This is a genomic window from Pseudomonas sp. R1-18, assembly GCF_051132095.1.
In the GTDB taxonomy this organism is placed as follows: domain Bacteria; phylum Pseudomonadota; class Gammaproteobacteria; order Pseudomonadales; family Pseudomonadaceae; genus Aquipseudomonas.
On the sequence record NZ_CP071658.1, the window covers coordinates 1,036,011 to 1,060,621 of the forward strand.

17 protein-coding genes and 2 pseudogenes are annotated in these 24,611 nt (G+C 60.5%); 9 read left to right on the forward strand and 10 right to left on the reverse strand.

Translation table 11 applies throughout. The features are described 5' to 3' along the window. Positions 1-121: 121 nt before the first annotated feature. On the forward strand, positions 122-1,606 hold the full coding sequence (locus J3P77_RS04760; RefSeq protein ID WP_434679969.1) for a helicase HerA-like domain-containing protein: 1,485 nt from the start codon (positions 122-124) through the stop codon (positions 1,604-1,606). Between the two features lie 47 nt (positions 1,607-1,653). Here the strand turns inward: J3P77_RS04760 and J3P77_RS04765 are convergent, their stop codons facing one another. Together J3P77_RS04765 and J3P77_RS04770 are read right to left on the reverse strand one after the other, a co-directional pair. Further along, on the reverse strand, positions 1,654-3,126 hold the full coding sequence (locus J3P77_RS04765) for an inorganic phosphate transporter (protein ID WP_434679970.1): 1,473 nt from the start codon (positions 3,124-3,126) through the stop codon (positions 1,654-1,656). A gap of 183 nt (positions 3,127-3,309) precedes the next feature. Next, entirely contained in the window at positions 3,310-3,507 is a 198-nt protein-coding gene (locus J3P77_RS04770; protein ID WP_434679971.1) for a hypothetical protein, read from the reverse strand. 844 nt (positions 3,508-4,351) lie between these two features. Here J3P77_RS04770 and pcaR point away from each other — a divergent pair. From pcaR to J3P77_RS04795, 5 genes are all read left to right on the forward strand, one after another. After that, entirely contained in the window at positions 4,352-5,194 is an 843-nt protein-coding gene (pcaR, locus tag J3P77_RS04775; protein WP_434679973.1) for a pca regulon transcriptional regulator PcaR, read from the forward strand. A gap of 143 nt (positions 5,195-5,337) precedes the next feature. Further along, positions 5,338-6,198 (forward strand): CoA transferase subunit A, encoded by an 861-nt coding sequence (locus J3P77_RS04780; protein ID WP_434679974.1) that lies wholly within the window; start codon positions 5,338-5,340, stop codon positions 6,196-6,198. Continuing rightward, positions 6,195-6,974 (forward strand): CoA-transferase subunit beta, encoded by a 780-nt coding sequence (locus J3P77_RS04785; protein WP_434679975.1) that lies wholly within the window; start codon positions 6,195-6,197, stop codon positions 6,972-6,974. Before J3P77_RS04780 ends, J3P77_RS04785 begins: the two co-directional genes overlap by 4 nt. Next, entirely contained in the window at positions 6,971-8,176 is a 1,206-nt protein-coding gene (gene pcaF / locus J3P77_RS04790) for a 3-oxoadipyl-CoA thiolase (protein WP_434681888.1), read from the forward strand. The genes J3P77_RS04785 and pcaF overlap by 4 nt, the downstream gene beginning before the upstream one ends. 141 nt (positions 8,177-8,317) lie before the next feature. Next, complete coding sequence (locus J3P77_RS04795) at positions 8,318-9,619, forward strand: MFS family transporter (RefSeq protein WP_434679976.1); 1,302 nt, start codon at positions 8,318-8,320, stop codon at positions 9,617-9,619. 58 nt (positions 9,620-9,677) lie between these two features. Here the strand turns inward: J3P77_RS04795 and J3P77_RS04800 are convergent, their stop codons facing one another. From J3P77_RS04800 to J3P77_RS04810, 3 genes are read right to left on the reverse strand one after another with little or no spacing between them, the layout of a single operon-like run. Then, entirely contained in the window at positions 9,678-11,138 is a 1,461-nt protein-coding gene (locus J3P77_RS04800; protein ID WP_434679977.1) for an AdeC/AdeK/OprM family multidrug efflux complex outer membrane factor, read from the reverse strand. Beyond that, positions 11,135-14,296: an efflux RND transporter permease subunit gene (locus J3P77_RS04805; protein ID WP_434679978.1), complete on the reverse strand. Its 3,162-nt coding sequence runs from the start codon at positions 14,294-14,296 to the stop codon at positions 11,135-11,137. Before J3P77_RS04805 ends, J3P77_RS04800 begins: the two co-directional genes overlap by 4 nt. A 3-nt stretch (positions 14,297-14,299) precedes the next feature. After that, a complete protein-coding gene (locus tag J3P77_RS04810; protein ID WP_434679979.1) occupies positions 14,300-15,442 on the reverse strand; it encodes an efflux RND transporter periplasmic adaptor subunit in 1,143 nt (380 codons plus the stop codon). Positions 15,443-15,691: 249 nt separating this feature from the next. Here J3P77_RS04810 and J3P77_RS04815 point away from each other — a divergent pair, with 249 nt between their 5' ends. Both J3P77_RS04815 and J3P77_RS04820 read left to right on the forward strand, forming a co-directional pair. Next, positions 15,692-16,342 (forward strand): TetR family transcriptional regulator, encoded by a 651-nt coding sequence (locus tag J3P77_RS04815; RefSeq protein WP_434679980.1) that lies wholly within the window; start codon positions 15,692-15,694, stop codon positions 16,340-16,342. 393 nt (positions 16,343-16,735) lie between these two features. After that, positions 16,736-17,869, forward strand: a complete 1,134-nt coding sequence (locus J3P77_RS04820; protein ID WP_434679982.1) for a DUF3396 domain-containing protein — start codon at positions 16,736-16,738, stop codon at positions 17,867-17,869. Between the two features lie 10 nt (positions 17,870-17,879). Here J3P77_RS04820 and J3P77_RS04825 read toward each other — a convergent pair whose 3' ends face one another. Beyond that, positions 17,880-19,376 carry an MDR family MFS transporter gene (locus tag J3P77_RS04825; RefSeq protein WP_434679983.1) on the reverse strand — a complete coding sequence of 499 codons (1,497 nt, stop codon included), beginning with the start codon at positions 19,374-19,376 and terminating at the stop codon, positions 17,880-17,882. A gap of 440 nt (positions 19,377-19,816) precedes the next feature. On the opposite strand from J3P77_RS04825, the gene J3P77_RS04830 reads away from it, so the two are divergent. Then, positions 19,817-20,056, forward strand: a complete 240-nt coding sequence (locus J3P77_RS04830; RefSeq protein WP_434679984.1) for a hypothetical protein — start codon at positions 19,817-19,819, stop codon at positions 20,054-20,056. On the opposite strand, the gene J3P77_RS04835 is transcribed toward J3P77_RS04830, so the two are convergent. The 4 genes and pseudogenes from J3P77_RS04835 to J3P77_RS04850 all read right to left on the reverse strand — a co-directional run. Next, positions 20,057-20,680: a flavin reductase family protein gene (locus J3P77_RS04835; protein WP_434679985.1), complete on the reverse strand. Its 624-nt coding sequence runs from the start codon at positions 20,678-20,680 to the stop codon at positions 20,057-20,059. Positions 20,681-20,697: 17 nt separating this feature from the next. Next, positions 20,698-21,115: pseudogene (locus J3P77_RS04840) on the reverse strand (hypothetical protein). A gap of 207 nt (positions 21,116-21,322) precedes the next feature. Next, positions 21,323-22,648: an MFS transporter gene (locus tag J3P77_RS04845; protein ID WP_434679986.1), complete on the reverse strand. Its 1,326-nt coding sequence runs from the start codon at positions 22,646-22,648 to the stop codon at positions 21,323-21,325. A gap of 267 nt (positions 22,649-22,915) precedes the next feature. Further along, positions 22,916-24,409: pseudogene (locus tag J3P77_RS04850) on the reverse strand (PAS domain-containing sensor histidine kinase); the annotation flags it as partial. Between the last annotated feature and the right edge of the window lie 202 nt (positions 24,410-24,611).

Sequence of the window (24,611 nt, forward strand, 5' to 3'; positions counted from 1 at the left end):
ATGCTGAGCATCCCGGGACGTATCGAGCGCTTTAAAGGCGACAGGTCCCGAACTGGTCAATACTTTGCGCCAGCGCCGCTCGCGGCAGCACTGAAATACCTCGATGAAAGGTGACTACTCAATGAGCGAATCTCAGCAAATAGCGCTTGGCGCTGACCTGTCCGGCACACCCGTGTATCAGGCTCTGCGGCTGGCCAACCGTCATGGGCTGATCGCCGGTGCGACCGGGACGGGCAAGACCGTGACTTTGCAGCGTCTGGCCGAAGCGTTCAGCGACGCGGGCGTGACGGTGTTCGCCGCCGATATCAAAGGCGACCTGTGCGGGCTGGGCGCTCCCGGCAACCCGCAAGGCAAGATCGCCGAGCGGATTGCCGGCATGCCGTGGCTCGGGCATCAGCCGCAGGGATATCCGGTCACGCTGTGGGACGTCGATGGCAAGTCCGGCCATCCGCTGCGCACCACGTTGACCGAAATGGGCCCGCTGCTGCTGGGCAACCTGCTCGAACTCACGGACAGCCAGCAGGCGGCGCTCTACGCCGCCTTCAAGGTGGCCGATCAGCGAGGCCTGTTATTGCTCGACATCAAGGACCTCAAGGCACTGCTCAACCACTTGCGGGACAATCCGCAGTTGCTTGGGGAAGACAGCGCGCTGATCACGACCGCTTCCAGTCAGGCGTTGCAGCGCCGTCTTTCCGGGCTGGAGCAGCAGGGCGCCGAGGCATTGTTCGGCGAGCCGGCGCTGCAACTGGAAGATCTACTGCAACCGGCACGGGACGGGCGCGGGCAGATCCATCTTCTCGACGCCAGCAGGCTGGTGCACGAGGCGCCGAAGGTCTACGCCACTTTTCTGTTGTGGCTGCTGGCAGAGCTGTTCGAGCAGTTGCCCGAGCGGGGTGACGCCGAAAAACCGCTGCTGGCGCTGTTCTTCGATGAGGCACATCTGCTGTTTGCTGATACGCCCAAGGCATTGCAGGAGCGACTTGAGCAGGTCGTACGGCTGATCCGTTCCAAAGGCGTGGGCGTGTACTTCGTGACCCAGTCGCCCGGCGACCTGCCGGATGATGTGTTGGCCCAGCTGGGTCTGCGCATTCAGCACGGGCTGCGTGCGTTTACCGCCAAGGAGCAGAAAGCGCTCAAAGCCGTGGCGGAGGGATTCAGGCCCAACCCGGAGTTCGACACGCTGGATGTGCTGACGGAACTGGGCATTGGTGAGGCACTGGTCGGCACCTTGCAGGAAAAGGGAACGCCGGCGATGGTTCAGCGGGTTTTGATCGCACCGCCTCAATCACGCATTGGCCCGCTGGATGGCGCCGAGCGCTCGGCTCTGATTGCACAGTCACCGTTGCGCGGTCGCTACGATCAGGCCATCGACCGAGAGTCGGCGTACGAAATGCTGGTTACGCGCAAGGTGGCGAAGCCCGACGCCGAAGAGGTGCCCGCTGTACAAGGCGGTGGCGACAGTTTCAGTGACAGGGCCGGAGAGTTTCTTGGCGGGCTGGCAGGGCAGGCGATGAAAAACGCAATGCGTCAGGCGGCCGGTCAGCTGGGACGCCAGCTGGTGCGAGGCTTGATGGGGTCGTTGCTGGGAACGAAGAAGCGCCGTTAGGCGAAGCAAGGCGGTGGCGTTTGCGCGCACCGCCTTGCCGGGCTGGATCAGGACAGCGCCATGGACGCCAGCCAGAACAGGAAGGCCGAAAGCGCAACGGTCGCCGGCAGGGTCAGGACCCAGGCCAGCAGAATGTTACGCACCGTGCCACCCTGCAGCCCGCTCTTGTTGGCCACCATGGTTCCGGCGACGCCGGACGACAGGATGTGCGTGGTGGAAACCGGAAGGCTGAAGACGTTGGCCAGGCCGATGGCACACGCCGTAGTGATCTGCGCAGACATGCCTTGAGCGTAGGTCATGCCTTGCTTGCCGATCTTCTCGCCAATGGTCAGCACTACTCGCTTCCAGCCGACCATGGTGCCGATGCCCAGCGCCAGGGCAACAGCCAGGATCACCCAGAACGGCGCGTACTCGGTAGTGCCGGTCAGGTCCTTGCGCAGTTTTTCCAGATCGGATTTTTCACGTGCGCCCAGATCCGGCAGCTTGCTGACCTTGCGTGCGGTGTCGTCCAGGCACAGCAGGTAGCGACGCACTTCGATGCGTGCGTCGGAAGAGAGCGAGTGGTAATCGGTGACACCGGTCAGGCGGTCGAGCAGGGCATTGATGGTCGGCTCGGTCTGATCGGGGTTGCAGGCCGCGGTCGACGGCAGGTCGCCTTTGGCGGCCTTGCCCAGCGCCAGGTATTCACCCAGTGTGGCGTTATTGCGCTGGTAGAACTGGCTCAGGTGCAGAGTGGCATCCCGGGTGCGTTCAATCTGGTAAGTGGTACTGCCAAGGTCCAGCACGAACTGGCTGGGCACGATGCCGATCAGCACCAGCATGATCAGGCCGATGCCTTTCTGACCGTCATTGGAGCCATGTACAAAGCTCACCGCCATTGCGGAAATGACCAGCACCAGACGGTTCCAGAATGGTGGATGCTTCTTGTCATCCAGCTTGCGGCGCTGTTCCGGTGTCTTGTGCATCTTCGACAGCGGACGCCACCATTTCAGACCGATGAGTACCAGCCCGGCGACGACAAAACCGGCGAGTGGCGAGAACACCAGCGACGCGGCGATATCGATCGCCTTCTGCCAGTTCACGCCGTCAGCCAGGGGAATGTCGTTGATCAGTGCGTTGGCCAGGCCTACGCCCAGGATCGAACCAATCAGCGTGTGCGAACTGGAGGCCGGTATGCCGAAGTACCAGGTGCCCAGGTTCCAGGTGATGGCCGCCGCCAGCAACGAGAACACCATGGCCAGGCCATGTCCGGTGTTGACGTTGATCAGCAGCTCGACCGGCAGCAGGTGGACGATGGCATACGCCACGCCGACGCCGCCCAGTAGCACGCCAAGGAAGTTGAACACACCGGAAAAGAACACGGCCAGATGAGGCGGCATGGCTTTGGTGTAGATGACTGTCGCCACCGCATTCGCAGTGTCATGAAAGCCGTTGATGAACTCGAACGTAAGGACGAACGCCAGAGCGAGCAACAGGCTCACAATCACCCAAGCATCTAGCCCGCTGAATAAATCGATCATGTAGGTTTTCTGACCCGGTCTGAAGGGGGCGCGATTATGACAGAAAAAATACCGATCGACTTGCAAGCCGCTCGCCGGTGTCGCTTGAGATCAACAAAAAGACGCACGAGCCCTGTCTGAGGCAGGACCTGTCGACAGTCCGGCCGCTCCGACAGTCACCTGTGTCGGAGCGAACCTGCAGGGTCAATGCTCTTCTTTGAGCTCCTGCTCCATCTTTTGCAGCTCTTGTTTGAACGCCTGATCCAGAATGCTGGCTTTCTTGCGCCAGGGTTTGCGCTCGGGATCGGGTTGCGCGGCGTAGGTGGTGATTTCTCCGCCGTAAACATCCTTGTAACGTTGTTCCTGGCGCTCTAGTTCGGCGCGCAGTTCATCTTTAGTCACTGTGTTACCTGATTTGATCTGAGGAATCTGGTGTTGACGCGCAGCTTCGCAATCGTGTTCCTGGAACGCCCGGCCGAATTGCAGAAATAGCTGGCGTGCAATCCGGACAGTTCCAGCTGGGCTCTGAACACCCACGAGGCTCGCGGCTACGGCACCAGGAAAAACTGCAGTCGTAGCGACATGTTCGGGTTTCAGTATCGGGGCCGTCATTTGTCGGCCATGCGGCATTAGCGCCGCGACGTTCGAGCATTTACCGGGATGATCGCGAACCTTCCTGAGTTTCGCAGAAGGTGGTCATCAGCAAGGGTAAATTCGACCGCGTGAGCGCTACTATCTCCAAGAAGTTGGGTGTCGTCAACTACGGACAAGAGCCGGGGGCGCAAATTTCATTAAGGTCCGTTTTTTCTTGTGACAGTTCTGAAGTTCAGCACGCTATTCAACATGACGGAACTTTCATCGCAGGATTTTTGACAGGCGGCGGACAGAAATCTGGCGACAAAATTGTTGTCCGGTCGGGGGCCGGGAAATAAGAAAACTATCTCAATGGATGCGGTCCGCCAATACGCGACAAGGCTCGAACACAGCGCGCAGGGAACGGCGCAGAAATGAAAACGGCCTCGCTGTGATGCAAGGCCGTTGCCTTGGACTTCTTAGTGGGTACCTGACCAGTATTTCCAAGAAGTCACTTTTGGTGGCAAGCCTAAAGGTATAAGTATATTTGCGACGGGTCAATTGCGATTATCGGCCACTCGTTCGATAATCGCACAGGCCGGTTTGCGGGTTTCGGCTGGAACGCTGCAGTGTCGGCGAAGACAGGCTTGAACGAGTTGATGAGGGTGTGGCAATGAACGATGAACTGCGTAATTCCTTTGCCTCACTGGCGCCGCCCATCGTGGCTTCGCCGGCCAAAAGGATTCAGGCGCTGACCGGTGATCCGGACTTCATGACGTCGCTGGCGCGCGGGCTGGCAGTCATCCATGCCTTTCAGGAGCGCAAGAGACACCTGACCATCGCTCAGATCAGCCATCGGACCGAGATCCCCAGGGCCGCGGTGCGTCGCTGCCTGCATACGCTGATCAAACTCGGCTATGCGACGACCGACGGTCGCACTTACTCCTTGCTGCCCAAGGTGCTGACACTGGGGCACGCTTACCTTTCTTCGACGCCGCTGGCCGTTTCTTCGCAGCCTTATCTGGACCGGATGAGCGATCAGCTGCATGAAGCCTGCAACATGGCCACGCTGGAAGGGGATGACATTCTGTACATCGCGCGCTCCGCCACCACCCAGCGGCTTATCTCGGTAGACCTGTCAGTTGGCGGGCGCCTGCCGGCCTATTGCACATCGATGGGCAGGATCCTGCTGGCGGCGCTGGATGATGTGTCCCTGCGCGAATACCTGGACCATGTCGACCTGCAACCCAAGACCAGCCGCACGCTGCGCACACCGGAAGCGTTGCTCGAATGTCTGCAGCAGGTTCGTCAACAGGGCTGGTGCATCGTCGATCAAGAGCTGGAACAGGGCCTGCGGTCTATCGCCGTACCTGTCTATGATGCTTCAGGGCAGGTGCTGGCGGCGCTGAATGTAAGCACCAGTGCTGGCCGGGTTGCGCGCAGCGAGCTGGAGCAGCGTTTTCTGCCAATCATGCTGGATGCCAGCCGCGACTTGAGCACCCAGCTGTTCACCTGATCCCGTCTTTATAATTTGTTCGGTGATCGAACAGTTAGTCGATTATCGGATTGTTTGGCGTCTTGCCCAGGCATAACCTCATTTGCATTCCGGCGCTGTGTAGCGCCAATCGATGAATGTAATGGTGAGCTTGGGAGCGCGTCATGGCTGAGATTCTTTCCTTACGCGATGCGGTGAAGCAACTGGTCAACGATGGCGACACCGTTGCGCTGGAAGGTTTCACCCATCTGATTCCGTCGGCCGCAGGGCATGAAATCATTCGTCAGGGCAAAAAAGACCTGACCCTGGTGCGCATGACCCCGGATCTGATCTACGACCAGTTGATCGGTGCCGGTTGCGCCAGGCGACTGGTTTTTTCCTGGGGCGGAAACCCAGGGGTCGGGTCTCTGCATCGGCTTCGCGATGCTGTTGAAAAGCAGTGGCCGCGCGCGCTCGAAATTGAAGAGCACAGCCACGCCGACCTCGCCAACGCTTACGTCGCCGGTGCCTCGGGCCTGCCGTTTGCCGTGCTGCGTGCGTATGCCGGCTCCGATCTGCCGAAGGTCAACCCGCTGATCAAGACCGTGACCTGCCCGTTCACCGGTGAAGTGCTGGCCGCTGTGCCGTCGGTGCGCCCGGACGTGACAGTGATCCACGCGCAGAAAGCCGACCGCAAAGGCAACGTGCTGCTGTGGGGAATCCTCGGCTCCCAGAAGGAAGCGGCCCTCGCCGCCAAGCGCTGCATCGTTACGGTCGAGGAAATCGTCGATGACCTGAATGCGCCGATGAACGCCTGCGTGCTGCCGACCTGGGCATTGAGCGCGGTATGTCTGGTGCCTGGCGGTGCCCATCCGTCCTACGCGCATGGTTACTACGAACGGGACAACCCGTTCTATCAGGCCTGGGACCCGATTGCCCGGGATCGCGAAGCCTTCACTGCGTGGATTGACGAATACATTCACGGCACAGCGGATTTCAGCGAATTCCAGAGCAAATTGGCCAGCGCAGCGGAGGCAAAACAATGACTTATTCCACCAGTGAAATGATGACCATCGCCGCTGCCCGCCGCCTGCGCAATGGCGCAGTCTGCTTCGTCGGCATCGGTTTGCCGTCCAAGGCCGCGAACCTGGCGCGCCTGACCTCGGCGCCGGACGTGGTGCTGATCTACGAGTCCGGCCCGATTGGCGCCAAGCCGAGCGTATTGCCGTTGTCCATCGGTGACGGCGAGCTGGCGGAAACGGCGGATACCGTGGTCGCGACCAGCGAGATCTTCCGCTACTGGCTGCAGGGCGGCCGGGTAGACGTGGGTTTTCTTGGCGCGGCGCAGGTTGATCGCTTCGGCAACATCAACACGACCGTAGTCGGCGACTACCACAATCCTAAAGTCCGCCTGCCGGGTGCCGGTGGTGCGCCGGAGATTGCCGGTTCGGCCAAGTCCGTGTTGATCATTCTCAAGCAGTCGGCGCGTTCGTTCGTCAACAAGCTCGACTTCGTGACTTCGGTCGGCCATGGCGAAGGTGGCGACTCGCGCAAGCGTCTGGGGCTTCCGGGCGCCGGGCCGGTCGGCATCATCACTGACCTGTGCATCATGGAACCGGAAGAGGGCAGCAACGAGTTCATCGTCACCACGCTGCACCCGGGCGTGACCCGTGAGCAAGTGGTTGCCGCCACCGGCTGGGACATTCGCTTTGCCGAGAATGTCGTCTATTCCGAAGAGCCGACTGAAATCGAACTGACCGCTCTGCGTGAGCTGGAAGCGCGAACCGCTGCCGCTCACGGGCAGGTCGCAGGAGAAGCCTGATGCGTGATGTATTTATTTGCGATGCGATCCGTACTCCAATCGGACGGTTCGGCGGCGGCCTGTCGTCGGTTCGTGCCGACGATCTGGCCGCCGTGCCGATCAAGGCTCTGATGGAGCGCAACCCGTCGGTCAAGTGGGATGAGGTCGACGAAGTGTTCTTAGGCTGTGCCAACCAGGCCGGGGAAGATAACCGCAATGTGGCGCGCATGGCTGCGCTGCTGGCCGGCCTGCCGGAAACAGTGCCGGGCGTCACGCTCAACCGACTCTGCGCTTCGGGCATGGACGCCATCGGCACCGCGTTCCGCGCCATCGGTTCGGGCGAGATCGAGCTGGCGATTGCCGGTGGCGTCGAGTCCATGTCGCGTGCGCCGTTCGTAATGGGCAAGGCCGACGCTGCGTTTTCGCGCAACATGAAGCTTGAAGACACGACCATCGGCTGGCGTTTCATCAACCCGCTTATGAAAGCCCGTTACGGCGTCGATTCGATGCCCGAGACCGGCGACAACGTGGCGGACGAATACAAGGTTTCTCGAGCCGATCAGGACGCTTTCGCCCTGCGCAGCCAGCAACGCACTGCCGTTGCCCAGGCTGCGGGCTTTTTCGAGGAAGAGATCGTGCCGGTTCGCGTGGCACACAAGAAAGGCGAAACCATCGTCGACAAGGATGAGCATCCGCGCGCGGACACCACTCTGGAAACGCTGGCGAAGCTCAAGCCTGTCAATGGCGCGGACCAGACAGTCACCGCCGGGAATGCCTCGGGCGTCAATGACGGCGCGGCGGCGCTGATTCTCGCCTCCGCCGATGCCGTGAAAAAGCATGGCCTGACGCCGCGGGCCCGGGTTCTGGGCATGGCCAGCGCGGCCGTTGCGCCGCGGGTCATGGGCATCGGCCCGGTGCCGGCAGTGAACAAGCTGGTCGAGCGTCTTGGCCTCGCCGTTGCCGACTTCGATGTGATTGAACTTAACGAAGCGTTCGCCAGCCAGAGCCTTGCGGTCCTGCGCGGGCTTGGCCTGGCTGACGACGCGCCTCAGGTAAACCCCAACGGCGGCGGCATTGCGTTGGGGCATCCGCTGGGCATGAGTGGCGCCCGTCTTGTGCTGACGGCGCTGCACCATCTGGAAAAGACCGGAGGGCGTCGCGGGCTGGCGACCATGTGTGTTGGCGTGGGTCAAGGACTCGCACTGGCCATAGAGCGTATCTAGCGCACGCTACTCGCCAAGGGTTCAACCACCCGGACCGCAGCTTTGCCTCCACGAAAAGGCAAACCTGAGGTCCGGGTTGTTGTGCTTGCTGCGCTGAAATGTTACTGACTGTTTCTGGCTACTAATCTGGATGGGGTAATAATGACAACCACAACGAAGACGTCCGACTACACCGGAGAAGAACGCAGCAAGAGGATTTTCGCCATCGTAGGCGCGTCTTCCGGGAATCTGGTCGAATGGTTCGACTTTTATATCTACGCGTTCTGCGCCATCTATTTCGCGCCGGCGTTCTTTCCTTCCGATGACCCGACCGTCCAGCTGTTGAACACCGCTGGCGTGTTTGCCGCCGGGTTCCTGATGCGACCCATTGGTGGCTGGATTTTCGGGCGTGTCGCCGATAAACATGGCCGCAAGAACTCCATGCTGATTTCGGTCAGCATGATGTGCGCGGGCTCGCTGATCATCGCGTGCCTGCCGACTTATGCGTCGATTGGCGCCTGGGCTCCAGCGTTGCTGTTGATGGCGCGTCTGCTGCAGGGCCTGTCGGTAGGTGGCGAGTACGGCACCACGGCGACTTACATGAGCGAAGTGGCACTGCGAGGTAAACGCGGCTTCTACGCCTCGTTCCAGTACGTGACGCTGATTGGCGGCCAGTTGCTCGCGGTGCTTACCGTGGTGATCCTGCAACAGTTCCTCACGACTGAAGAACTGCGGGATTACGGCTGGCGCATCCCGTTTGTGATCGGTGCCGCTGCGGCAGTGATCGCCTTGCTACTGCGCCGCACTCTGAATGAAACCACCACGGCGGAAAGCCGCCAGGACAAGGACGCCGGCAGCATCGCTGCGCTGTTCAAACACCACAAGGCGGCGTTCATCACCGTGCTGGGCTACACCGCCGGCGGCTCGCTGATTTTCTACACTTTCACCACTTACATGCAGAAGTATCTGGTCAATACCGGCGGCATGGAGCCCAAGACCGCCAGCTACATCATGACCGGCGCGCTGTTCCTGTACATGTGCATGCAGCCGTTCTTCGGCATGCTGGCGGACAAGATCGGGCGTCGCAACTCGATGCTCTGGTTCGGCGCGCTGGGTGCGATCTGCACGGTGCCGATTCTCATGACGCTCAAGACCACCACCAGCCCGTTCATGGCGTTCGTGCTGATTACCGTGGCACTGGCAATCGTGAGTTTCTACACCTCGATCAGCGGTCTGGTGAAAGCGGAAATGTTTCCACCGCAGGTACGAGCGTTGGGCGTTGGCTTGGCCTATGCGGTGGGTAACGCGATCTTTGGCGGCTCGGCTGAGTTCGTTGCGCTCAAGCTCAAGGCCGGTGGCATGGAAAACGCTTTCTACTGGTATGTCACGGCGATGATGGTGGTTGCCTTCCTGTTCAGCCTGCGTTTGCCGAAACAGCCGGCTTACCTGCACCACGATCTTTGATCGGACCGGCAGGCATAAAAAAACCCACCGTCAGGTGGGTTTTTTCATTGAGCCCGCGTCAGAACAACTGGACCGAAGGCTTTTCCTTGGCAATCGGCTGGTGGTTGCCGCTGTTTTCATACCAGCCGCCGCCCAGTGCCTTGTACAGGTTGACCTCACTGGTCAGCTGGGCAAGACGGTCAGTGATCAGCGTTTGCTGAGCGCTGAACAGTGAGCGCTGGGCGTCGAGGAAGGTCAGGTTGCTGTCGATTCCGATCCGGTAGCGACGCTCTGCAAGACGGTAGTAGTCCTGGCTGGCCGCCACGAAATCACGCTGCGCCTGAAGCTGCTCGTTGAAGGTGCGGCGCGAAGCCAGACCGTCGGAGACTTCCTGGAACGCCGTCTGAATCGCCTTCTCATAGTTGGCGACGCTGATTTCTTTCTGGATCTTGGAGTAGTCCAGGCTCGCACGCAGGCTGCCGGCGTTGAAGATCGGCAGGTTGATGCTTGGCTGGAACAGCCATGTACCCGAACCGCCCTTGAACAGCCCGGACAGGTCAGTGCTGGCGGTGCCCGCATTGGCCGTCAGGCTGATGCTTGGGAAGAACGCTGCGCGCGCGGCACCAATGTTGGCATTGGCGGCCTTGAGCGAGTGTTCGGCCTGAAGGATATCGGGACGACGTTGCAGCAGATCCGACGGCAGACCCGGCGGCAGCTCGGTCAGCAGGTCAGCATCGAGCTGCATCGGAGTCGCCAGATTGTCAGGCAGGCCGGTGCCGAGCAACAGCACCAAATTGTTCTGGTCCTGAGCAACCAGACGCTGGTACTGCGCCAGTCGTGCACGGGCGCTTTCCACCGACGTGCGTGCCTGGCTCAGGTCCAGCGCGGACGCGACGCCGACCTCGTTGCTGCGCGAAGTCAGACGCAGGCTTTCCTCATAAGTCTTGAGAGTGTCCTGAGTCAGCTTCAGCAGCTCCTTGTCGGCCTGCCAGTTCAGATAGGCCGTGGCCACGTTGGCGACCAGACTGATCTGCGTGCTGCGACGTGCTTCCTCGCTGGAGAAGTAAGTCTCCAGCGCCTGCTCGCTGAGGCTGCGGATGCGACCGAACAGATCCAGTTCGTAGGCGCTGACCCCGAGGGTGGCGGAATACGAGCTGGTGATGCCGGACTGACCAAGTTGCGACATGTCGGCCGGCACACGCTGGCGCGAGCCGCTGCCGTCAGCTGAAACGCCGGGAAACAGATCGGCGCGCTGAATGCGGAACTGCGCGCGGTAGGCATCGATGTTCAGCGCCGCGACCCGAAGGTCGCGGTTGTTCACCAGCGCGGTCTGGATCAGCTGCTGCAATGCCGGGTCACGGAAAAACTGACGCCAGCCTTGCTCGGCCGCTGCCATGTTCGCCGCTTCGGCCGGTGTGTACGCCGGGCCTTGCGGGTATTGAGCGGCGACCGGCGCCTCCGGTTGATTGTACTCGGGGATCAATGAACAGCCGCCGAGTATGAATGCGGCGACTGCCAGAGAGATCAGGGACTTGCTCATTGGCCAGCCTCGGTTTGTGAAATTTGGTTCTTCTGCACTGTGTCCTTGTCTTTGCCCTTGAACACCGAGGACACCGCGACAAAGAACATCGGCACCCAGAAAATTGCCAGGACGGTGGCCGTAATCATACCGCCGATTACGCCGGTACCGATGGCGTGCTGGCTACCCGAACCCGCGCCGCTGGAAATCGCCAGCGGAACCACGCCCAGGATGAAGGCCATGGACGTCATGATGATCGGGCGCAAACGCATCCGGCAAGCTTCCATCGCCGAATCGACCAGGCTCTTGCCTTGTTCGTGCAGCTCTTTGGCGAACTCGACGATCAGAATGGCGTTTTTCGCCGCCAGACCTACCGTCACCAACAGGCCCACCTGGAAGAACACGTCGTTGGACAGCCCGCGCAGACTGGTCGCCATCAGCGCACCGATGACGCCCAGCGGCACCACCAGCATGACCGCAATCGGGATCGACCAGCTCTCGTACAGCGCCGCGAGGCAAAGGAACACCACCAGCATCGACAGCGCATAAAGGGCCGGAGCCTGCGAGCCGGACAGGCGTTCTTCGAACGACAGACCGGTGAACGCGTAGCCGATACCCGCCGGCAGCTTCTTGGCGATGGCTTCGACTTCAGCCATGGCTTCACCGGAGCTGTAGCCCGGAGCCGGGGTGCCGAGGATTTCCATTGCCGCCACGCCGTTGTAGCGCGACAGCTTCGGAGAGCCGTAGATCCACTCGCCGGTAGCGATGGCCGAAAGCGGAACCATGGTGCCGCTGTCGTTGCGTACGTACCACTTCTGCAAATCTTCAGGTGTCATGCGGCCGAAAGCTTCGCCCTGCACGTACACCTTCTTCACTCGACCACGGTCGATGAAGTCGTTGACGTAGCTGCCACCCAGCGCAATGGACAGCGTCTGGTTGATGTTGGCCAGGGTGATGCCCAGCGCGCTGGCTTTTTCATCGTCGACGGTGAGCTGGTACTGCGGCTCATCGTTCAGGCCGTTTGGACGTACGCCAGTGAGGATCTTGCTCTGCGCGGCCATGCCGAGGAACTGATTACGCGCCTCCAGCAGCTTTTCGTGACCCACGCCGCCCTGGTCCTGCAGGTAAACGTCGAAGCCCGTGGCGTTACCCAGTTCCAGTACCGAAGGTGGAACCACGGCGTAGACCATGGCGTCGCGGAAGCTGGCGAAGTGTGCCTGAGCACGCTGGGCAATCTTGAACACTGTGGTTTCGGCGTCCCGCTCGTCCCACGGCTTGAGCATCACGAACGCAAGACCCGAACTCTGGCCACGGCCCGCGAAGTTGAAGCCGTTAACGCTGAACACCGAGTTCACGCCTTTGCCTTCGCCGTTTTCCTTGTCGAGCAGGAAGTCACGCATTTCGTCGATGACTTTCTGGGTACGCTCGGCGGACGAACCGGCCGGCGTCTGAACCTGGGCGAAGATGACGCCCTGGTCTTCTTCCGGCAGGAAGGCCGCTGGAATGCGAGTGAACAGCCAGATCATGCCGGCGACGATGATCAGGTACACCACGAACGCCGGCAACTTGTGGGTCACCATCCGTTTCACGCCGTTTTCGTAGCTGACCACGCTGCGGTCGAAGGTCCGGTTGAACCAGCCGAAGAAGCCACGCTTGGGTTGGCCGTGCTTCTCGGGATCGATCGGCTTGAGCATGGTGGCACAGAGTGCCGGGGTGAAGATCAGTGCGACCAGCACCGACAAGCCCATGGCGGACACGATCGTGATGGAGAACTGTTTGTAGATCACACCCGTGGAACCGCCAAAGAACGCCATGGGCAGCAGTACCGCCGACAGCACCATGGCGATACCCACCAGTGCGCCCTGGATCTGGTCCATGGATTTTCGCGTCGCTTCCTTGGGCGACAGATGTTCCTCGGCCATCACCCGTTCGACGTTCTCGACCACGACAATGGCGTCGTCCACCAACAGACCGATGGCCAGAATCATGCCGAACATGGTCAGGGTGTTGATGGTGAATCCGAAGGCGGCAAGGATGCCGAAGGTCCCGAGCAGTACCACAGGCACAGTCATCGTAGTGATGATCGTTGCGCGCAGGTTCTGCAGGAACAGGTACATCACCAGGAACACCAGCACGATTGCTTCGATCAGGGTGTGAACAACACCGTTGATCGACTCAGTCACGGTTGGAGTGGTGTCGTACGGGTAAACCACCTTCATGCCCGGCGGGAAGAAGGGTTCAAGGTTGGCCACAGTCGCACGGATCGCCTTGGCGGTGTCCAGAGCGTTGGCTCCGGATGCCAGCTTGATCGCCATACCGGAAGCCGGCTTGCCGTTGAACTGCGCGTCGATACTGTAGCTCTGGCCGCCCAGCCCGATACGGGCCACGTCTTTGAGGCGGACCTGAGAACCGTCGGCGTTGACCTTGAGCAGGATGTTGCCGAACTGCTCGGCAGTCTGCAGACGCGTCTTGCCGATGATCGTGGCGTTGAGCTGGGTGCCGGGCAGCGCCGGCAGACCACCAAGCTGACCGGTTGCGATCTGCACGTTCTGCGCGCTGATCGCGGCGCTCACGTCTACCGGGGTCAGTTGGTAATTGTTGAGCTTGGCCGGGTCCAGCCAGATGCGCATGGCGTACTGCGAACCGAACACCTGGAAGTCGCCCACACCGGAAGTCCGCGAGATCGGGTCCTGAATGTTGGAAACGATGTAGTTGGACAAGTCTTCACGGGTCAGGCTGCCGTCTTCGGCCACCAGACCGATTACCAACAGGAAGTTTTTCACCGATTTAGTGACGCGCAGGCCCTGCTGCTGGACTTCTTGAGGAAGCAGCGGGGTGGCCAGGTTCAGCTTGTTCTGAACCTGTACCTGGGCGATATCCGGGTTGGTGCCCTGGTTGAAGGTAACGGTGATGGTCATGCTGCCGTCGGAGTTACTGTCCGAGGAAACATAACGCAGGTTGTCGATACCGTTGAGCTGCTGCTCGATGATCTGCACCACGGTGTCCTGCACGGTCTGCGCCGATGCACCCGGGTAAGTGACCTGGATATCGATAGCGGTCGGCGCAATGGCCGGGTACTGGTTGATAGGCAGCTTCAGGATTGAAAGCGTACCTACCAGCATGATCACCAGGGCTAATACCCAGGCGAAAATGGGGCGGTCGATAAAGAATCTGGACATCGATTACACACCTTTGCCGTTGGCAGCAGGAGCAGACTGGGCAGGCGTGAGGTTGGAGGCATCCTTGACCTTCACTTCGGCGCCTGGCTTGACGTACTGCAGGCCTTCGGTAATCACTCGATCACCTTCGGCGAGGCCTTTTTCGATCAGCCAGAAAGCGCCGGCCGTGCGGTTGGCGACCAGCTCACGCTGCTCGACCTTGTTGTCCTGATTGACCACCAGTGCGGTTGGCTTGCCCTTGAGATCGCGGGTCACGCCTTGCTGCGGTACCAGGATCGCCTTGCTGTTGACGCCGGCCGGCAGTTGAGCGTGAACGAACATGCCAGGCAACAGAGTGTGCTCGGGGTTCGGGAATACAGCGCGCAAAGTCACCGAGCCTGTAGCCTGATCGACCGAGACTTCGGAGAACTCAAGCTTGCCTTCCTGCGCATACTGGCTGCCGTCTTCAAGCGTCAGCTTGACCGTCGCCGCGTTGTCGCCGGCTTTCTGCAGCTTGCCGCTGGCCAGATCGCTACGCAGCTTGAGCATTTCGGCGGACGACTGAGTGACGTCGACATAGATGGGGTCGAGCTGCTGAATGGTGGCCATCGCGTCAGCCTGACCGCTGGTCACCAGCGCGCCCTCGGTCACGTTGGAGCGGCCGATACGACCGGAGATCGGTGCCATGACGCGGGTGTAGCGCAGGTTGATCTGGGCAGTCTGCAGCGCCGACTGGGCTTCCAGCGTCGAAGCCAGGGCTGTGTCGTACTCCTGACGGCTCACGGCCTGCTCGCTGACCAGTTGCTTGTAGCGGTCGGACATCGATTTCGCTGACTGCAGCGTTGCCTTGGCGCTGTTGGCGGTCGCCTCATAAAGCGCCGGATCGATCTGATACAGCTGTTGGCCGGCCTTGACGTCGCCACCTTCGGTAAACAGGCGTTTGAGGATAATGCCATTGACCTGAGGACGGACTTCGGCAACCCGGAACGCGGTAGTCCGGCCCGGCAGCTCGGTGGTCAATGTATACGGCTGGGCCTTCAGGGTAACGACGCCGACCTGTGGCGTCTGGGCGGGCGGTGCCGCTTCTTCCTTCTTCCCGCAGCCGCTGAGCATGGAGGCCAGGGCGACGGCAGTGACCAGGACGGTAACAGCTGGCTTGAATTGCATGAAGATCCTCGGGGGCAGGAGCCTGTTTACGCTGAGAAAGGGGAATGTAAAAAAAATTCCGGCTAGATAAGTAGCATGCTAATGAATATACTTACATTCATGGCTGTTTGTAAACACCTCATAAAGCGTTCGGCCACCATGAGGACCGTCAGCCACAGAGTCGGGACAAGGCAATACAAATGCCGCCCGGTAACCGATGCAGGCATCCGATCTACCAGCCTGAAGCAAGATTTTCGAGGTTTTACTGCCATGGTCCGTCGCACAAAAGAGGAAGCCCAGGTTACCCGCGCCCAGATTCTCGAAGCTGCCGAGCAGGCCTTCTATGAACGAGGTGTTGCCCGGACGACCCTGGCGGACATCGCGGCGCTTGCCGGTGTCACGCGCGGCGCTATCTATTGGCACTTCAACAACAAGGCCGATCTGGTGCAGGCCATGCTCGACAGCCTGCAGGAGCCGCTTGAGGAGATGGCCAGGGCCAGCGAAAGCGAGGACGAGGAAGACCCGCTGGGCTGCATGAAAAAACTGCTGATTCATTTGTTTCATGAAGTTGCGCTGGATCCGAAAACCCGTCGCATCAACGAAATCCTTTTCCATAAATGCGAATTCACGGACGAAATGTGTGATTTCCGACGTCAGCGTCAAGCCAACGTAGTCGAGTGCCACGACCGGATCGGCCTGGCATTGAGTAACGCGGTGCGCCGCGGGCAGCTCCCGGCAGGTCTGGACACCGCTCGCGCTTCGATCTGCCTGTTTTCCTACATCAACGGCATTCTGGACCAGTGGCTGCTGGTACCGGAACGCTTCTCGCTGTTCGAGGAAGCCGAGCGGCTGGTCGACGTATGCATGGAAATGCTTCGCCTGAGCCCGACCTTGCTGATCCGCGACCCGGCATCCGCCTGATCCTTACAACCGCCGCACGCCGTAGCGTAACCCGTGCTCACTATCTAACCGCAATGGAGCGATTGCGGGATAGAGGCTTTACCCACTGTTTACTTTTAATGCGACAAAATGCCACACGGTTGGCGGCTGCTCCTTTGGGCAGTTCTGGTGCGTCTGTAGGACGGACAGTAGGACATTTCTCGATACATGTAGCTGATTTCCCAAAGTAATTTCCGTGTATTGCTACCTCGCAAATCTCCCTTCACTCTGCGCCACTCGATCAACGACAAGGGAAGGAAGGCGGCATGTTTTTGCGGGATCTTGTGCCTCGGTGCCCGACAGTCATCAGCAATCGAATGTGTGGCACGGGAATGGGCGCCCGTCTGGTTTCAAGCGGTGGCGGGGGAAACGGTCATGTCGCAGTCTCTCGTTGACCCGCTGCTGTCGTTCACGCGTCTGGAACGCCAGGCCGAATGCATCGCGGTGGACGCGTCACCAGGTGTCCCTGTCGTCAGGCTGGGGTTGATCACCACGCTGTACTTCAAACAGGGCCATACGCCGGAGGTCAAAAAACGCGTGGAGGCGTGCTTTGCGCGCTTTTACAAGACCTTCAAGCCCTTGCTGGGCTGGCAGCTCTACAAGCGGATGCGCCGTCTCACGCCATCGGGATTCGCGGCGTGCAGGCGCCAGATCCTGCAAAGCCCGGCCGATGACCAGTTCGTATGGTCATTGGCCAGCCAGACCCAGGCCGAGGTCGCGACACACAGCCTGTTCGTGATGAACACATCTCGCAGTCAGGCCGACAGTGACCAGTCCTGTCTGAAGATGGTGCTGCCGTGGACCTACCTCACCGAACCTGACGGGCTGAAAAACTATGAAGGCTGGATTCGCTACCTGAGCAGTCAGGTCCACGCCGAACATGGATTCGGCGGCCTGGCCTGCGTCCTGCCCTCTGACGGCCATCACTACCTGCCGTGGGAATATCGCCTGGCTCAGGAGTACATCGGCCTGATGGTCGATCCCGGCCCACATATAGAAAGCTTGCGTCTGCTTGACCGGATCAAGGGCGTGAGTTGGTACACCGTCTTGGGCGACGGGTTCGTCCGTCGACTGGGCGGCAGTGACCGGCTGCGTGGCCAGCTCGCCCAGTACCGCGACGTGGTATTTCAGACCTACGAAAATGGTTTGCTGATCCGCACCGGCGCAGTGCCCGAGCTGGGCGGGGAGGGCACGCAACCTGCGCCGGCTTATGTCGCGGTGAACCGGCTGCTCAAGCCTGTCCGCCTGCAGGACACCGGCAACCTGCATCCCTATCTCGCGCCGGGGCTCGGTTTCACGGAGGAAACAACTGCGCAGTGGTACGCCCGTTTCGATGAGAAACCTGTCCCGGCTCTGGACGCCGGACAGGCTTGTCCAAGGTCCGGCTACTGGTTCAGCAGTGCTCGTGCCGGGTCGCGGCGCCTGTTCGAGCAAGGCGAGATCATGCCGGCCTTCGAACACATCAAAGGCAAGCGCACTCAGTGGTTCTGGGCTGAGCAGGAAGATTAGCCGGGCACGATTATTCGCGGCCCCGCAGGAGGTTGTTCGGCATGGCCAACGCGGCGGCAAGGCCGAGCAGGGCAACGCCGGCGCTGATCATCAGCAGGTGGCGGAAGGTCGCGGCCAGCTCGCTGCGCAACGTTTCCAGAGCCGGGCCGCTGGCTGCATGGAGGCTGTCGAGCAGTACGCTGCCTGACGAACCTTCGGCGCCCAGTGCGCCGATGCCTGCCTGACCTGCGCCGGTGTGCTGCAGCATGGCCAGCAGCAATGCCGACATGATCGCAACACCGACTGCGCCGCCCAGAGAGCGAAACAGGTTGGTGGTGCTGGTTGCCACGCCCATGTCCCTGGCGGCTACCGAATTCTGTGTGCCCACCAGCGAGGTCGGGAACTGCATGCCGGTGGCGATCCCGGTCAGCACCATGAACAGGCTCATGAGCAGCACCGAATCGGCTGGCGTGAAAGCCATCGCCAGAATGGCGCACGGCATCAGCAGCGCACCGGTCAGAATCAGCGGTTTGTACCGGCCGGTCAGCGCAGTGCGGCGACCAGCGAAATAAGCACCCATCGGCATGCCGATCGCCAGCGGCAGCAAATGCAGCGCAGCGCTGTCGGAGCCACCGCCGGTGACTGTCTGATAACGCAGCGGCATCAGCACGATGAGCGAGATGGCCTGAAAGCTGGTGAAAAACACCGTGCACCAACACAGCACGGCGCTGCGATTGGTGAATAAATGCATGGGCAGCAAAGGCTCTGGCGCCCGGCGTTCGTACCAGACAAAAACGGCCAGCGTCAGCACTGCAACGCCGAGCAGTAGCTGTACGTTAAGACTGCTCAGGCCATGTCCCTGCCCGATTTCAGTGATGCCCAACAGCAGCGCGGTCAGGCCGATGATCATCAGCACCGTGCCGAGATAATCGATGACGGGTTTACGCTGCGGTACAGGCAGGCCGATCAGCGTGCGCTGCGCGATGACCAGCGCCGCGATCCCCAGTGGCAGGTTGATCAGGAACACCCAGCGCCATGACAGGTATTCGGTCATCAGCCCGCCAAGCACCGGGCCCGCGACGCTGGCGACCGCATACATACTGCTGAAATAGCCCTGATAACGCCCGCGTTCACGGGGCGGCACTATGTCAGCCACGATGGCCTGGCTGACCGATACCATGCCGCCCGCACCTATGCCCTGAAGAATCCGCGCCAGCACCAGTTGCTCCATGCTCTGCGCCCAGCCGCACAGCAACGAAGCCAGGGTGAACGTTCCCAGGCCGAACAGCATCAGTTTGCGGCGCCCGTACAGGTCGCCAAGCTTGCCATAAATGGGCACGGCGACAGTCAGCGCTACCATGTAGGCGGAAATGACCCAGGCCAGCAGCTCAACATCCTTGAACTGTGCGGAGATGGCGGGCATCGAGACCGCCACGATGGTCTGATCGAGCGCGCTGAGGAACACGGCCATCATCAACGCGAACAGGATGCTTCGTATGGCGGGAGCCGATTGAGTAAGACTGGTCAAGGCGGAACCTGAAATCAGCGTTGGCCCGCCCAACGTGAGGCGAGACGAAGAGTCTCGCCAGTCTAATCCGATAGCTTGCTAATCGATAGCCGCCTTGGGCTGAAAAAACGATGCTGTGTCGTCTTCAGGTCATCATCGCAGGGCGCTGAACGTGGAATCGGCCGGCACGCAGTGGCCGATTGAGCAGAATACGATCTGTGGCGTCTGGCGGATCATTTCTACACGCCATGCGCCTGCGGCGTAGAGCCCTATGACAGCGAGAACACCCACCGCAGCCAGGCATCTTCTTGTTCTGACTTTCATCATGCACTCCTCATTCCTACTACAGAGCAGTTACAAAGGACTAATGAAAGTGTAGGACAAGGCCGCAGACCATGCAGGAATCCTCTGAGCTCTTCGCTTAGAATCTGCGGTTTGATTCTTTGAACAGGCGGCAGAACATGGCACGTAAAGAACTCAATGGCTTTGAAGTGGTAAGCGCGGTGATCCCCGGCGATGGCGCATACAGGGCGGCGGTTGCCGTCAAGGCAATAGGCGTTGGCGGAGCGCCGCGCTTCCACGGCGTTCTGCCTGGTCAGACGTTCGCGACCGCGCACGACGCCGATGCCGCGGCGGTTCTGGAGCTTGAGCGGATGACCGGCGTCGATGAAGAGGGCCAGCCGGTGTGGCCGAACGCCTGATCAGGCCGTAGGCCGGAACATCTTGAACAAGGCCTCGGGCCCGAGCTGGAAATAGTCGGCCGGGCCGCCGCCACGCAGAATCGGCTCGGCTGCCGCGGTGTCATAGACTCCGTCCTTGAGCAGCCATTTGGCGATGTGCACCGCCACCACTTCACCCATCACCAGCCAGCTTGGCACCAGCTCATGGTCGGCACGCTGCAGCTGGATGATCTGCGTCACCTTGCACTCGAACGAAACGGGCGTCTCCAGCACCCGAGGTACCGATACGATGTGGGATGCGAGAGGCGTCAGGTTCGCCAGTTCGAATTCATTGACCTCGGCTGAAACCGGCGCGCAGCTCTGGTTCATCGCTTCGGCGAGTGAGCGAGTAGCCAGGTTCCAGACAAACTCGCCGGTCTGTTCGACATTGTTGAGGCTGTCCTTGCGGCCGACGCTGCAGAAGCCAATGATCGGCGGGATGTAATTGAAGGCGTTGAAAAAGCTGTAGGGCGCGAGGTTGAGCTTTCCGTTGGCATCCTGCGAGGAGATCCAGCCGATGGGCCGCGGGCCTACGATGGCGTTGAACGGATCGTGGGGCAGGCCATGCCCCTTGGACGGTTCGTAGGAGTGAATATCGTCTGACATCGCTTGATTCCTGATAGCTACAAAGAAGACACGAAGAACGTAGAAGTCAGGAACATAGTGCTGGGCATCGTCCGCAGATGCCAGAGCGATTTTGCCTCTTCTGAAACGAGCAAGCCCGGCAGTGCCGGGCTCGGAGGGATCGTGCTGAAGCGGCCGGGATCAACCGACGCGGTTGGCGCCTACGCGGTCCGCGCCATCGGAAGCCAGGCGGTTGGCACCTACATGGTCCGCGCCATCGGATGCCTGACGGTTGGAACCGACACGGTCCGCACCATCGGAGGCCAGACGCACAGAGCCGACATTGGTGTGCACGGTGCCGCCCTCGGCAACCAGAGCCGGTTGCGAAACGTTGCTGGAAGTCAGGGCTGGTGCCGCGAAAGCGCTGGCGGCCATGACGGAAAAAGCGATACCCAGAATCAGTTTGTTGGTTTTCATGGTGGTGTCTCCAAATCGGTGGGATGAGTTGTCATCCCGAGATGGAGCCAATGCTACGCGACCACCCGCCAATCAAAAGTTAATCGGATTGCTACCCATCATCGCCAAAATTGATAGTTGGTGCAGGGCCCGGTTTCCGGGCCTTGCAGGGTGACGGCTGGTGCGGGAGCGCACTCGCAGAGAGCCCGTTGCGCTCCTGCTCCCAGGTCAGTCAGTCTCGATGCGTGAGTGTTTGCGGGTGTCCTTCATGAACACATACACCAGCAACGAGCATGCGATACAGGCTGTAACGTACCAGTAGTAGCCGGTTTCCATGCCGATGCTCTTGAACCACAGCGCAATGTATTCGGCTGTGCCGCCGAAAATCGATACGGTCAATGCGTAAGGCAAGCCTACGCCCAGTGCACGAATTTCAGTCGGGAAAAGCTCGGCTTTGACCACGGCGTTGATCGAGGTGTAACCGCTGACGATGATCAGTGCCGCCATGATCAGGAAGAACGCGCCCCACCAGGTCTGAATGGTATGCAAGGTGGTGAGGATCGGCACGGTACACAGGGTTCCCAGTACACCGAACGCGATCAGGATCGGGCGACGGCCGATCTTGTCGGACAGCGCGCCTACCACCGGTTGCAGCACCATGAACAGGAACAGCGTGGCCGCCGAAATGGTCGTCGAATCGCTGATGCTCATGCCGACCGTGTTCACCAGATACTTCTGCATGTACGTCGTGTAGGTATAGAACGCCAGAGTACCGCCCATGGTCAGGCCGACCACGGTCGCCAGTTCCTTGGGATGGCGCATCAGCGTACGCATCAGGCTTTCTTTGGGCTTGGTTTTCTGTTTGCGGGTGAACGACTCGGTCTCTTCCATGCCGCGCCGCAGGAACAACGCAACCACCGCACACAGCGCGCCGATGGCAAACGGGATACGCCAGCCCCAGGCATGCAGCTCTTCGGTAGTCAACACCCGCTGCAGCACGATCAGTACGGCAAGCGCGATGAGCTGGCCGGAAATCAGGGTCACGTACTGGAAGCTTGAGAAGAAGCCGCGGCGCTCTCTGGTGGCCATCTCGCTGAGGTAGGTAGCCGAGGTGCCGTACTCGCCGCCGACCGACAGACCTTGCAGCAGGCGCGCGAACACCAGCAGGATCGGTGCGCCGACGCCGATGGTTTCATAACCCGGAGTCAGGGCGATGATCAGAGAGCCAAAGCACATCAGCAGCACCGACGCCATCAGCGCCGCCTTGCGTCCTTTGTAGTCGGCGTACAGCCCCATCAGCCAGCCGCCAATCGGACGCATCAGAAAGCCCACGGCGAAGATCGCAGCCGTATTGAGGAGCTGTGCGGTGGTGTCGCCTTTGGGAAAGAAGACTTTTGCGAAGTACAGAGAGAAGGCCGCGTAGACGTACCAGTCGTACCACTCGACCATGTTGCCGACCGATCCGCTGAAGATCGATTTGAGACGGCTGGCGGTGGTTTTTTCGGCGGCGCGTGTAGCGGCCGAATCTTTCGGGAGGGAATTGGAAATTTCCATGGTGTTCCTTGCAGTCATTATTTTTAGAAGAGGGCGCTGCCCTGCTGGGGAGTGCTATAGCAGGAGGTGTGCCAGACCGGAATAGCCTGTGCCAGAGGGGGTAAGGCATGGCCAATGAGCGGAAATCCGCTCATCGGTGGTTATGACGTAAGCGGAAAATTGCTGGTCGACGCGCAATCGGATGCCTGCGCCGAGTGAAGCGCGCAGCTACAGGGCACCACGTTCGGCAGGATCGTTCGTGCAGGGTTTCTGCCCATCGCACCGCGCGCTGGGCAGGTACAAGGTGAAGCAACTGCCGCGTCCAAGCTCGCTTTCCACCATGACTTCGCCTCCGGACTGTTTGGCGAAGCCGAATACCTGCGACAGCCCCAGACCCGTGCCTTCGCCCACGCCTTTGGTGGTGTAGAACGGTTCGAAGATCGCGCCGAGCTTGTCCGGCGCAATGCCGGTGCCGGTATCGGTCAGTGAAATCGTCACGTAGTCGCCGGCGCCCAAGGTCGCGCACGATCTGCTCCGAGCGCCGTCGGGCGGTTCGACCCGGATGCACAGTTGCCCGGTGCCGGACATGGCGTCACGAGCGTTGACCACCATGTTCACCAGTGCGGCGTCGAACTGACTGCCATCGGCAAAGATGAAGCAGGGCTCGTCCGGCACCTCGATCCGCACCTGAATGCTGGAGCCTGTGAGGGAGTCCATCATCTCGCCGATGTGCTGCACGCTCCTGGCGACGTCGAAGACTTCCGGCTGCAGCGCCTGGCGTCTGGCGAACGCCAGCAGTTGACCGGTCAGCCGCGCGGCTCGGTCCACTGTGCTGGAAATCGCGTCGACATACTTGAGGCGCCGCTCCTCCGAAAGGCCTGCCGGGCGCAACAGGTCACTGCATGAGCGAATCACGGTCAGCAGGTTGTTGAAGTCATGAGCCACGCCGCCGGTGAGCTGGCCGATGGAGTCGAGCTTCTGGGACTGACGCAGCGCTTCTTCGGATATCCGCAGCGCTTCGTCCGCTTCGACCTGCGCCTGAATGTCGCGACCCACGGCATGAATGAACTGCTGGTCGGGCACCGCTGTCCAGGCGATGGTCCGCCACGAGCCATCCCGATGGCGATAGCGGTTCTTGAAATCGGGGATGTTGCGGCCGTTTTCCAGGCCATTCATGGCCGCGCAGGTACTGGCGATGTCGTCGGGATGAACCAGCGCGAGGAATTGCTGACCGAGCAGCTGTTCCTGGGTCCAGCCCAGCGCCTGGGTCCAGGCCGGGTTGGTCGCCGAGATGATGCCGTCGAACTGCGCCACCAGCATCAGGTCCGTCGACAGCCGCCATATCCGGTCACGGTCACGGGTGCGTTCGACGACGCGCTGTTCGAGCGTGTCGTTCAAGGCGCGCAGGGCCTGCTGTGCATCGCGAAGCTCGGTCATGTCGCGTGAAACGCAGAGGATCTTGTCCGGCTGGCCGGTTTTGTCCAGAATCGGACTGACTTGAACGTGCCACCATTTTTCGGTTCCAGCCATCGTCTTTGCGGTGCCCATGAAACTTGCGCTGCGCCCGGCTTTTGCGGCTTCGACTGCCGCAAGTGCGTCAAGGTTGCCCTGGTCCTGCCAGAAGTCCGGCCACGGACATCCCTGGATGGCGCCGAAATCGCAAACCTCCATGATGCGTTGACCGCCTTCGCTCATGTACACCAGGCGTGAATCGAGATCCAACACCTTGATACAGTCGTCGATGCTCGACAGCACGCGCGCGGTAAACGCTGCGTTCTCGCTGTATGGGGTGTCGTCCGCGGCTTGCGCGCCGGTTCCGTGAACCTCGCGCAAAGGGCTGTTGAGCAGACTCATGAGGTCGCCGTCCGACGGCAGATCGAGGAGGGCACGCAGGATAGAAAAAGGCCGATAGGGCGCATCGAAAATTAACTGTATGGTTCAAAACCGCTCATGATGGCACTGCGAATCTGACCTGACCATTTTT